At 63.4% G+C, this 12,669-nt stretch carries 6 protein-coding genes; all 6 read right to left on the bottom strand.

Annotated features, from left to right (window positions below):
* Positions 1–15 precede the first annotated feature (15 nt).
* Positions 16–2,109 carry an isoamylase gene (locus tag B0G69_RS35455; RefSeq protein WP_121324741.1) on the bottom strand — a complete coding sequence of 698 codons (2,094 nt, stop codon included), beginning with the start codon at positions 2,107–2,109 and terminating at the stop codon, positions 16–18.
* Entirely contained in the window at positions 2,096–4,594 is a 2,499-nt protein-coding gene (locus tag B0G69_RS35450) for a glycogen/starch/alpha-glucan phosphorylase (protein ID WP_121324740.1), read from the bottom strand. The genes B0G69_RS35455 and B0G69_RS35450 overlap by 14 nt, the downstream gene beginning before the upstream one ends.
* A gap of 18 nt (positions 4,595–4,612) precedes the next feature.
* Positions 4,613–6,442: a PTS glucose transporter subunit IIBC gene (ptsG, locus tag B0G69_RS35445; protein ID WP_121324739.1), complete on the bottom strand. Its 1,830-nt coding sequence runs from the start codon at positions 6,440–6,442 to the stop codon at positions 4,613–4,615.
* A 22-nt stretch (positions 6,443–6,464) separates the two neighbouring features.
* Positions 6,465–9,026 (bottom strand): phosphoenolpyruvate--protein phosphotransferase, encoded by a 2,562-nt coding sequence (ptsP, locus tag B0G69_RS35440; protein WP_121324738.1) that lies wholly within the window; start codon positions 9,024–9,026, stop codon positions 6,465–6,467.
* A gap of 90 nt (positions 9,027–9,116) precedes the next feature.
* Positions 9,117–11,513, bottom strand: coding sequence for a phosphoketolase family protein (locus B0G69_RS35435; protein ID WP_121324737.1), 2,397 nt, complete (start codon positions 11,511–11,513; stop codon positions 9,117–9,119).
* Positions 11,514–12,179: 666 nt separating this feature from the next.
* Positions 12,180–12,578 carry a hypothetical protein gene (locus B0G69_RS35430; RefSeq protein ID WP_121324736.1) on the bottom strand — a complete coding sequence of 133 codons (399 nt, stop codon included), beginning with the start codon at positions 12,576–12,578 and terminating at the stop codon, positions 12,180–12,182.
* Between the last annotated feature and the right edge of the window lie 91 nt (positions 12,579–12,669).

Below are 12,669 nucleotides of genomic sequence, written 5' to 3'. Positions count from 1 at the left end.
CGCCATCGCACACATTCATCGCGATTCAAGCACGACGACACTGCGTGCTTCTACGCGGCAGCTACCGCGTTCGAGGCGCGCGGTTTCAACAGTCGACACAATGTCCCCCGGAGGCTGCGCAGCCGTATCGACAACGCGCCGCCAGCTGGCGTCGTCGTCGAGCGCGGGAAGCTCTGCACTGCGCGCATCGACATTCATGTTGAGGACGACATGTAACCTGGGCGCGCCCGGCGCATGTCCGGCGAGCGTGAACGCGACCAGCCGGGCACCTGGGTCGCCCCATGCGGGCGCGCCGAGCCGTTCGCCATGCCAGACGACATCGGGATGCGTTTGCCCGGGCTCCGTAGCTCCCGTGAGGAAACGGCGACGGCGCAGGCTCGGGTGACGCTTGCGAAACGCGATCATCTCGCGCACGAAACGCAGCATGTCGAGCGCGTCACCGGAAAAACGCCAGTCCATCCACGACAGCGCGTTGTCCTGGCAGTATGCGTTGTTGTTGCCCCGCTGGCTTCGCAGGATTTCGTCGCCGGCGAGCAGCATCGGTACGCCCTGGCTCAGCAGCAGGATCGCGATGAAGTTGCGCGCCTGCCGCAAACGCAGACCGGCGATCGACGGATCATCGGTATCCCCTTCCGCCCCGCAGTTCCACGACAGGTTGTCGTTGCTGCCGTCGCGGTTGTCGTCGCCGTTCGCTTCGTTGCGCTTTGCGTCGTAGCTGACGAGATCGCGCAACGTAAAGCCGTCGTGGCAGGTCACGAAGTTGATGCTGTTCACAGGCAATCGGCCGTCCGCCTGGTAGAGATCTGCGCTACCCGCGACGCACGTGCACATCTGGCCGATCAGTCCGGAATCGCCGCGCACGAAGCGCCGGATCACATCGCGATAGCGGCCGTTCCATTCGGCCCACGCCATGCCCGGAAACGCGCCAACGTGATAGAGGCCCGCCGCGTCCCACGCCTCTGCGATCAGCGGCACGCGCGCGAGCACCGGCGACGCTTCCATCGCCCACGGCAGCGGCGGCGTGCGCAGCAACGCGCCGCCTTCGCCGCGCGTGAAGACGCTCGCGAGATCGAAGCGAAAGCCGTCCACACCAAGTTCCTGCACCCAGTACTCGAGGCAATGCAGGATGAACGCCGACACCAGCGGATGATTGCAGTTGAGCGTGTTACCGCAGCCCGTGTAGTCGAGATAGCGCCCGCCATCAGCCGGATCGATGTGATAGAAGAATTCGTTGGCGAGCACCTTGAAATTGATCACCGGCCCGCTCAGGCCCGCTTCCGCGGTGTGATTCAACACCACGTCGAGCAGCACGCGGATGCCGGCCGCGTGCATCGCGTCGATCAACGCACGGAACTCCTGCGGCGCGCGCTCAGGCTCGACGCAGTAGCGCGGATGCGGACTGTAGAAGCTATGTGTGCTGTAACCCCAGTAATTGACGAGCCCCTCGGCGGCCGCCGACCCAGGCACGTCCTGCTCATCGAAGGCCATCACCGGCAGCAGCTCGACGTGCGTGACGCCCAGCTCCTTCAGGTAAGGGATCTTCTCGATCAGCGCCGCGAACGTGCCGGAATCTCGAACGCCGCTCGATGGATCGCGCGTGAAGCCGCCCACATGCAGCTCGTAGATGATCGCGTCGTCGAGCGTGCGCACGGCCACGTCGTCGCGTTCAGGCAGCGGTTCGGTGACGATGGCTCGAAAGGACGCATGCCCCGGTTCGCGCACACCGGCAGCGGCCTGGCGATGCCAGTGGCGGTCGCTGACCGCGCGCGCGGCGGGATCGAGCAACTCGTAACGGCTGCCGGCTTCGTCGTCGACCTGCGGCACGCCATGATGGCCGTAGGCGCGCCACGTGTACCAGCACGGCACCGGAAGGTCTTCGACCAACACATGCCAAAAATAGAACGTACGGTTTATTTTGGGCGTGAGTCCGATGATCTGAAACGGCTCGATGCTATCCGTCGAAGCGTAAAGCAGCAGTTCGAGGTGAGTCGCGTGCCGACAAAAAACGCAGAAGTTGACGCCATCCGGCACGACCGACGCACCAAGCGGAAATCGTGAACCGGGGCGCGCCCGATAACTGCGCGTACTTTCTACATTAGGGCTGAGCAAGGTCGATCCTCACCGCACGCGCGTTCCAGATGCGCTCGCAATACTCGCCGATCGCACGATCCGACGAGAACTTGCCCGAGCGCGCCGTGTTGATGATCGACATGCGCGTCCACCGCCGCGCGTCGCGCCATGCGTCGCTCACGCGATCCTGACACTCGACGTAGTCGGCGAAATCGGCCAGCACGAGGAACGGGTCCGAGCGCAGCAGATTGTCGACGAGCGGCCTGAATACATCTGGATCGCCGCGCGAAAAACGGCCTTGCGCGACCTGCGCGAGCGCTTCGCGCAAGTCGTCGTTGGCCTGCACGTAGTCGGACGGGCGATAGCCGTTGCGTTTCAATTCATCGACCTGTTGCGCGCTCAAGCCGAACAGGAAGAAGTTTTCCTCGCCAGCTTCTTCGCGGATCTCCACGTTGGCGCCGTCGAGCGTGCCGATCGTCAGCGCGCCGTTCATCATGAACTTCATGTTGCCGGTGCCGGATGCTTCCTTGCCCGCTGTCGAAATCTGCTCCGACAGGTCCGCGGCGGGATAGACCCAGTGCCCGTTCTTCACGTTGAAGTCCGGATAGAAGACCACTTTCAGCCGGCCTTCGATCGCCGGATCATGGTTGACGACTTCCGCGATGCCAGTGATCAGGCGGATCATCAGCTTGGCCATCGCGTAGCCCGGCGCGGCCTTGCCGCCGAAGATAAAGCAGCGCGGCGCGACGTCGAGCGCGGGATTGCGGCATAACCGGTGATAGAGACTAATGATGTACAGCGCGTTCAGATGCTGCCGCTTGTACTCGTGAATGCGCTTGACCTGAATGTCGAACAGCGCGTTCGGATCGACGTCGATGCCCGTTGCGCACGCGATCCGCGCCGCGAGCGCGGTCTTGTTGTCGCGCCTGATCGCGCGCCATGCTTCATGAAAGCCGGCATCGTCGGCGTGCGCGGCGAGCTTGTCGAGCTGCGTGAGATCGGTGCGCCAGCCGGCGCCGATCGTTTGATCGATAAGACCCGCGAGGCCTGGGTTGCTCAACATCAGGAAGCGGCGGGGCGTCACGCCGTTCGTCACGTTGAGAAAGCGCTGCGGATACATCTCGGCGAAATCGTGCATCACGGTCTGGCGCAGCAGATCCGAATGCAACGCGGCCACACCGTTGACCGCATGACTGCCCACCGTCGCGAGATGCGCCATGCGCACTTTCTTGTCGCCGCGTTCGTCGATCAGCGACATGCGCATCACGCGCGCGTCGTCGTCGGGAAAAACGCGCCGAACGTCGTCGAGAAAACGGCGGTTGATTTCGTAGATGATTTCGAGCGGGCGCGGCAACAGGCTCTGGAAGAGCGGCAGGCCCCAGGTTTCGAGCGCCTCGGGCAACAGCGTGTGATTGGTGTACGCGAAGGTGCGCTGCGTGATCTCCCATGCGGTATCCCACGCAAGCCCGTGCACGTCCATCAGCAGACGCATCAGCTCGGTCACCGCGATCGATGGATGCGTATCGTTGAGCTGCGCGGCAAACAGGTCCGCGAAATGCTCGATCGACGTGCCCTTCAGTGCCATTAGCCGCAGCATGTCCTGCAGCGAACACGAAACGAAAAAGTACTGCTGTGCGAGCCGCAGGCGCTTGCCCGCTTCGGGTTCGTCGTTCGGATAGAGCACCTTCGACAAGGTTTCCGACACGACTTTTTCCTGCACCGCCTCGTAGTATTGGCCGGCGTTGAAGTCCTGAAAGTCGAACGATTCGACCGCTTCGCTCTTCCAGAGGCGCAGCACATTGCAGGTATCGACGCGATAGCCCTGCACCGGCAGATCGCACGCGACGCCTTTCACTTGCCGCGCGGCAATCCAGCTCACGCGCAGGCGTCCCTGGTCGTCGATCTGGTGTTGCGTGTGTCCGCCAAAGCCGACGTAATGGCTCACATCCGGCCGCACGATTTCCCAGGGACTGCCGTTCTGCAACCACTTGTCGGTCACCTCGACCTGCCAGCCGTCGCGAATTTCCTGATCGAAGATGCCGAACTCGTAGTGGATGCCGTAACCGATCGCCGGAATTTCGAGCGTCGACAGCGAGTCCATATAGCAGGCGGCCAGGCGTCCGAGCCCGCCGTTGCCAAGCCCGGGTTCTTCCTCGATCGCGAGGAGCGCGTCGAGATCCTGGCCGAGCGCGTGCATCGCCTCGCGCGCTTCGTCCTGCATGCCGAGATTGAGCAGGTTATTGCCGAGTTGCGGACCGATCAGGAACTCCGCGGAAAGATAGCAGGCGACCTTGACGTCCTTCTCCGCATAGACTTTCGTCGACGCGGCCCAGCGCGCGAGCATCCGATCGCGCACGCTGTAGGCAAGCGCCATGTACCAGTCTCGCGGGCCCGCAATGTCTGGATAGCGCCCCGCGCGGCAAATCAGATTCCTCACCACGTCGTGCTGAAACGCGTAGCCGCTCACATCCTGCGACGCGGCTTGCGCGTTCGCCGCGGCCTCTGCTGTGGAAACATCGTTCATGATCGCTGCCCTCGCCTGTCATGCCGGGGTTGGATGGCTTGCCGGTGTCCAGCGCAGCGCATTCGCGAGATCCTCCGCGCCGAGTCCGACCAGCAGGTCGATCGCGCCGTTCTTCAACGCTTGCGTGGCTGGCACACCCGCATCCTTGAGCGCCGCCGCGTCGATCCGCGAGACGTCGGATAGCTCGACGCGCAAGCGCGTGGCGGCAAGCGCATCGAGCTTGACGATGTTGGCCGCGCCGCCGAGCGCCGCGCGAATCTTCTCCGCGCGCGCGCTCTGCTGCGCCGAGCTTTGCGCCGCGGCTGTGGCGGCTGTCGCCGCCACGGCCACGCCACTGGCCGTCGCCGCGTCTGGCGCGACCGGCGTGCCGGCAGGCGCGAGTTCGGCGTCGCTGCCGGCCGTCTTCATGTACTCCTGCATGTCGGTCTTCATGTTCTCCGACAACGGCCCGAAGATCGCCTGCACGCCATCGCCGACGCGCAACACGCCCGCTGCGCCGAGCGCCTTCAGCTTGGCTTCGTCGACGCGCGCGGGGTCTTTCACGGAAATGCGCAAGCGCGTGATGCACGCATCGAGACTCGTGATATTCGAGCGGCCGCCGAACGCCAGCACCAGTTCGCGCGAACGTCCGCCCGTACCACTCGCGGCGAGCGGCGCGCTTTCAACCGTGTCGAGTTCGCGGCCGGGCGTCTTCAGATTGAAGCGCGTGATCACGAAGCGGAATATGCCGTAATAGATCGCCGCGTAAATCGGGCCGAGAATGAACACGTACCACGCATGCGTGGCCTTGCCGCCGATCAGGTTGAACATCAGCAAGTCGATGCCGCCTTGCGAGAACGTGAAGCCCATGCGCATGCCCAGCGTGTTCGCGACGAACTGCGCCGACGCCGCGAGGCACGCGTGGATGATGTAAAGGACCGGTGCGACGAACATGAACGCGAATTCGATCGGCTCGGTGATGCCGGTCAGGAACGACGTCAACGCGGCCGAAATCATCATGCCGCCGACGGCTAGCTTTTTCTCCGGCTTCGCGCAGTGCCAGATCGCGATCGCGGCTGCCGGCAGGCCGAACATCTTGAACAGGAACGCGCCTGCCAGGATGCCGGCGGTGCGGTCGCCCGCAAAGAAACGGGTGATGTCGCCGTGCACCGTCTTGCCGGTGGTCGGATCGAGGTAACTGCCCATTTCGAAGAAGAACGGCACGTTCCAGATGTGATGCAGGCCGAACGGAATCAGCAGACGCTCGATGAAACCGTAGATGGTCGCCGCCGTGCGCGGGTCGGACACCGCCGCCCAGTGCGAGAAGGCCTTGATGCCGCTGCCGATCGGCGGCCACACGAACGACAGGATGCCGCCGAGCACGATGGCGCCGATCGCCGTCACGATCGGCACGAAGCGCTTGCCGGCGAAGAAGCCGAGATATGCCGGCAACGTGATCCGGTAGTAGCGGTTGAACATCCACGCCGCGAGGCCACCGGCGAGGATGCCGCCGAACACGCCGGTCTGGATCGACGGGATGCCCATGATCATGTCGGGCTCGATGCCTTCGAGCTTCGCGATCACGCCAAGCGTTGCGGTCATCACCAGATAGCCGATCGTCGCGGCGATGCCCGAGACGCCGTCGTTCTCGGTGAAGCCGAGGGCGACGCCAATGGCGAAGATGAGCGGCAGGTTGCCGAAGATCACGTCGCCCGCGTTCTTCATCAGCGCGAGCACGATGGCCGGCACGTAACCGTGGAAGTCGGTCGCGCCGAGACCAAGCAGCAGCCCGGCAACCGGCAGCACGGCGACCGGCAACATCAGCGACTTACCGATTTTCTGCAAGACTCCGAACGCATGCGAAAACATGGCTGATCTCCTCTCGAGCCGCTCAATCGGCAAAGCGCGAAAGATGCGCGCGGACTTCGGCGGCGGTGCCCAGGCGCAGCACGTCGGCGGCGAGTTTGCTGGCCTCGGCCATCGTCAGCCGCGCAAGCTGGGCCTTCACCGAGCCGACCGCGGGAATACTGACCGACAGCTCGTCGATGCCGAGGCCCGCGAGCACCGGCACCGCCATCGCATCCGACGCGATGCCGCCGCAAATGCCGACCCATTTGCCGTGCCGATGGGCGCCCTCGACCGTCATACCGATCAGACGCAGCACCGCAGGGTGAAGCGCGTCGGCCTGCTTCGCGAGTTGCGGATGGCCACGGTCCATTGCGAGCGTGTATTGCGTCAGGTCGTTCGTGCCGATCGAGAAGAAGTCGACTTCGCGCGCGAGCGGCTCGGCGATCAACGCGGCGGCAGGCACTTCGATCATCACGCCGATCTTCACGCTCGCGGCATGGTCGCCGGCTTCTTCGAGCAGGAGCTTGCGCGCCGCCTGCACTTCCTCGATCGTCGCGATCATCGGGAACATCACGTGCAGATTGCCGAGCGGCGCCGCGCGCAGGATCGCGCGCAGTTGCGTGCGGAAAATGTCGGGACGCGCGAGGCTCACACGCACGCCGCGCAAGCCGAGGAACGGATTGTCTTCCTTCGGCAGCGGCAGATACGACAGCGGTTTGTCGCCGCCGACATCCAGCGTGCGCACGACGAGGGGACGTTCGCGGCCGAGCGCTTCGGCTACCGCGCAGTACTCAGCGGCCTGCTCGTCTTCGGATGGCGCGGTGTCGCGCGCATCGAACAGGAATTCGGAGCGCAACAGGCCCACGCCCTCCGCGCCGGCCGCCACCGCGTCGCGCGCTTCCTGTGCATTGCGGATGTTCGCGACGACTTCGATGCGGTGACCGTCGGCCGTCATCGCGAGCTTGCTCGCCGCGAGCTTTTCGGTTTCGCGTTTGGCGGCCTGGCGGCCGATTCGTTGGCGCGCCTGTTCGAGTTCGTCGGCGCTCGGGTTGCGCCGCAAGCTGCCGCGCGATCCGTCGAGCACGACTGGGGTGCCGTCGGCGAGTTGCAACGCTCGTGCGTCGATGCCGCAAATCGCGGGAATGCCGAGCGAACGCGCAAGGATCGCGACGTGACTCGTCGCGCCGCCGGTCGTCGTGCAAAAGCCGAGCACCTTGCTGCGATCGAGCGATGTGGTGTCGGACGGCGAGAGTTCTTCCGCAACCAGAATCGAGTCCTGCGGCACGTCGATCTGCGCCTGCCTGACGCCCGCGAGCAACGCGAGCACCCGGCGGCCGACGTCGCGGATGTCGCCCGCGCGTTCGCGCAGCAGCGGATTGCTGAGCTTTTCGAGCGTGTCCGCCTGCGTCTGGAACGCCGCGCGCCACGCGAAGCCCGCGCCCTTGCCTTCGCTGATGCTGGCGATGGCCATATCGTTCAGGTCGGGGTCGTCCAGCAGTTCGAGATGCGCGGCGAGAATCTGCGCCTTCGACGCGTCGGCAAGCGTCGCCTTCAGCGCTTCGATCTGCTGGCGCGCCTGGTGCCTCGCCGCTTCGAGTTGCGCGCGTTCGCGTTGCGGCGACTCGCCCGCTTCGTTCACGTCGATCACTTGTTGGCGGAACTGCACGACGTTGCCGACGGCAAGACCTGGTGAAGCGGAAACGCCGGTGAATTCGTTGGCGTCGGTGAGCGGGGAGCGGGTTGCAACTGGCTCGTCGATTGGTGTGGCGGCTTGTGCGGCGATCGGTACTGAAGGTGTTGAAGGCGCAGGCGCGTCGCCGGGCTTTTCGCCGGAACCTTCGGCAAGCACGCGCGCGAGCACGCTCGCCGCTTCCGCCGCGTCGGGTCCACGCGCCTCGACGCGTAGCTTGTCGCCGAGCGTGGTGGCAAACCCCATGATCGCCACGATCGACTTCGCATTGACGCTGTCGCTGCCGCGCAGCAGGCGGATCTCCGACGTGAATTTCTTTGCTTGCGCCGCGACGACGGCGGCGGGCCGCGCATGCAGGCCCGCCGGATTCGGCAGCGTGATTTCGCCGGAGAGGATCGCGCCGGCCGCACCGGCCGGCTCCTTGTCCGGGACGCTGCCGACCAACTCGACGTACAGGGCCGTGTCGGTGCCCGCGTTGACGAGGCCTTTCGCGGGCACATAGCGCGTGACGAGTTCGCCGTTGGCGATCACCATCTGCGTGAGCAGGCTGCTCGCCTTCGCGCCGACCGCCACCGGATCGAAACGGATCAGCGGTGTGCCGACCGCGACCGTGCCGCCTTCGCTGACCAGCGGCATGAAGCCCTCGCCGCGCAGCAGCACGGTGTCGAGTCCGATGTGCAGCAGGACTTGCAGCCCGTTGTCGCCCGTGATCGTCACCGCGTGGCTGGACTTATGCAGTTGCGTGACCTTTCCGGCAAGCGGCGCGAGCAACTCGTCCGAAGTCGGATCGATCGACACACCGTCGCCGACCATCTTCTGCGCGAAGACCGGATCGGGCACGCTCTCCAGCGGCACCATCACGCCCGAAAGTGGCGCGATCAACTCGATACGCGGAGGGCGCTCAGGAGCTTTCATTGCGACGACTCCTCATGCTTTGACGCTCGCCTGAATGCGTTCGATCCGGGCCGAGTGAGCGAGCGAGGCACGGCGCCGACTACGAACCGCTCAATATGGCCACACCCATTCGGAAATCTCCGGGCTATCGGTGCCGTGCTCGTGCGCGTAATTTATGTTGAGGATGATGGCGTTCCTCATGTCCTCGCGCAGATGTGCGGTTCTGCCCTGCAAGCGCGGCACGCGGTCGAGCACGTCGAGCACAAGGTTGAAGCGATCCACCTTGTTGAGGATCGCGAGTTCGAGCGGCGTGTTGATGTTGCCCTTCTCGGTGTAGCCGCGAACGTGCAGATTCTCGTGATTACGAAAGCGATACGCGAGCTTGTGAATCAGCCACGGATAGCCGTGGAAGTTGAAGATCACGGGCTTGTCGACGGTAAACAGACTGTCGAACTCTCGCTCGGTCGAACCGTGCGGATGCTCGGTCACCGGCTGCATCCTGAACAGATCGACCACGTTCACGAAGCGCAGTCTCAACTCGGGCAGACGCTCGCGCAAGATAGCCGTGGCCGCGAGTGCTTCCTGCGTGGCGACATCGCCGCATGAAGCCATTACCGCATCCGGCTCCATGTCTTCGTCATTGCTCGCGCGCCGCCAAACGCCCATGCCCTTTGCGCAATGCACGACCGCTTCGTCGATGGTGGTGAATTGCAGATGCTTCTGCTTATCGGCGACGATCACGTTGATGCAGTCGGTCGAGCGCAGGCATTGATCCGCGACGACGAGCAGCGTATTGGCGTCAGGCGGTAAATAGACGCGCGTGACCGACGGGCTCTTGTTGGTCACGAGGTCGATGAAACCGGGGTCCTGATGCGAGAAGCCATTGTGATCCTGACGCCATACCGTCGACGAAAGCAGAATGTTCTCCGAGGCCACCGAAGCGCGCCACGGCACATGGTTCTTGCACACGTCCAGCCACTTCGCGTGCTGGTTGAACATCGAGTCCACCACGTGCGCGAACGCTTCGTAAGTGTGAAAGAAGCCATGACGGCCGGACAGCAGATAGCCTTCGAGCCAGCCCATCAACGTGTGTTCCGAGAGCATCTCCATCACGCGGCCGTCGCGGGCGAGTTCGCCGCCGTCGTCATCCTCTGGCAGCATGTCGGCCATCCACACTTTCTTGCTCACTTCGTAGATGGACTGCAAGCGGTTGGACGCGGTCTCGTCAGGGCCGAAGACGCGAAACGTGTTCATGTTGCAACGCATCGTGTCGCGCAGGAACTGGCCGAGCGGCAGCGTGTTCTCGCGCAGCACCTTGCCGGCGTGCGTGACGTCGACCGCGTAGTCGCGGAAGTCCGGCAGCTTCAACTCGCGGCGCAGTACGCCGCCGTTCGCATGTGGATTAGCGCTCATGCGGCGTGGCCCTTGCGGCGCAAGCTCGCGCAGCTCGGCGAGCAAGCGGCCGTTGTCGTCGAACAACTCGTCGGCCTTGTAGCTGCGCAGCCAGCTTTCCAGCAGTTCGAGATTCGCGGGGTTGCCGCTCACATCGGAAAACGGCACCTGATGCGAGCGCCACGAACCCTCGACCTTGTGGCCTTTGATCTCCTTCGGCCCCGTCCAGCCCTTCGGCGTGCGCAACACGATCATTGGCCAGCGCGGCCGCTCGGGAGTGCCGCTTGCACGTGTTCTTTCGTGAATCGCGCGGATTTCGGCGATGACCGTATCGAGCGTGCCGGCCATCTTCTGATGCATTTCCGACGGCTCCGATCCTTCGACGAAATACGGCGTATAGCCATAGCCCTCGAATAGCGCTTTCAGCTCGCCGTGGCTGATGCGCGAGAGGATCGTCGGATTGGCGATCTTGTAGCCATTCAGGTTCAGGATCGGCAGAACGGTGCCGTCGCGCACCGGATTGATGAACTTGTTCGAATGCCATGCGGTAGCAAGTGGGCCGGTCTCGGCCTCGCCGTCGCCCACCACGCACGCGACGATCAGATCGGGATTGTCGAGCGCCGCGCCGTAGGCATGCGAGAGGCTGTAGCCGAGTTCACCGCCTTCGTGAATCGAGCCGGGTGTTTCGGGCGTCACATGCGAGCCGATATGCCCCGGAAACGAGAACTGCTTGAAGAACTTCTGCATGCCCTCGGCGTCTTCGCTCTTGTCCGGGTACACCTCCGAGTAGGTGCCTTCCAGATACGCGGGGCCGAGTACACCTGGTGCACCGTGTCCGGGTCCAGCCATGAAAATAACGTCGAGGTCGTCACGCTTGATCACGCGGTTCAGATGGGCCCAGACGAACGACAACGCGGGGCTTGCGCCCCAGTGTCCGAGCAGACGGTGCTTCACGTGTTCGACTTTCAAGGGCTCGCGCAAAAGCGGATTGTCCCTGAGATAAATCATGCCGACCGACAGGTAATTGCACGCGCGCCACCAGTCGTCGATGCGTCTGAGTTCGTCGCCTGATAGCGTAGCGCGATACGAAGCCTCCGATGCGCGATCGTCGCTCATGCTGGCGTCTCCTGTCCTTGCAGCCTCCACCCGAATGAATGCAGAAGCGTCGGGCGCGCTGCGGCGGCGCTGTAGTTTTTGCCGGGCCGCGTCGCGCCCTACCGACGACCCTTTACATCGGATTTACCAAAAGAACTCTGGAAGCTCGCTGAAAAAAAAGCATATGTTACTGAGCGCAGAATGCAAGCACGGCCGGACTTTCCGCCGCACGAATGCAGTCTTTATGTTGGGCTCTGACGTGCGGTTCGAGTTTTTGTATTATTCGCTTAACGAAGTGTGCGGCACGCATTTCCTTGAAAGGAGTACGTGATATTCCCGCCCCCTTCCGCAATTCCGGACTCAGTGAAGGTATGGGGTCGCGGCCCTCGCACACGCGCTTCACCGCCGCATTTGCTTGAGTTCCTCAATGTGCCATATCATCCGGCTAAAACGCATAAACCAACTTGAGACACTCCCATGCAGCGGGCACGTCATTTCGCACAAGGCCGCAGTTGCACGGTCCCGGGGGAAGGCGCCCAACTGGACGCGAAAATAGAACTCAATATGGAGGAATGCCGCAATTCTTGCCGATCGAAGACGAAGCACGCCATCGACCGTCAAGCATTGGACGCATCCGCTCTTGTTTTCCCGCCGTGGAGACTCCTGCCCGCATCGAAGGCTCGCGCCTCAGTGGTGAACGGGCCGAACCGGTGATCCCATTGGCCGAATCACTGCGGCCGCCCGCGCCTGAATCCTTGCCGCGGACGAAGTCGTTTCATGTGGATTGGTTGCGCAGTCGTACCCGTTCACTTGTTCATCGATGACAAAGTCTGCAATTCTCACCGCGTCCATCGGGTTGCCGTCCACGTCGTACCACTCACGAGCCGCACGATTGACTTTGGTTAGTGCGGCGACAGCAAGCAGTACGGCGTCAGTCTCGGTGATCTTGCCTTCAAGATCATCCGCCAGGTAGTCCGCAACACGTAGAGCCCCGTCGATCAGATTGCCGTCGTCAATCAAGTCGGTCAATACCGCATGAACCATTGCGAGGCAGGCATCTTTGCGTGCAAGTGCGATATCTGTCATGAGGTTCTCCGGCATCGAGGTGACTGGTTAGCGGACTTTGGCGGCCGCGTCGTAGAACAAAGCGAACGCTACCCGGCCACAGGGCGGCTTT

Source organism: Paraburkholderia sp. RAU2J (assembly GCF_003634845.1).
GTDB lineage: Bacteria > Pseudomonadota > Gammaproteobacteria > Burkholderiales > Burkholderiaceae > Paraburkholderia > Paraburkholderia fynbosensis.
This window is presented reverse-complemented; position numbering and strand designations above follow the sequence as displayed.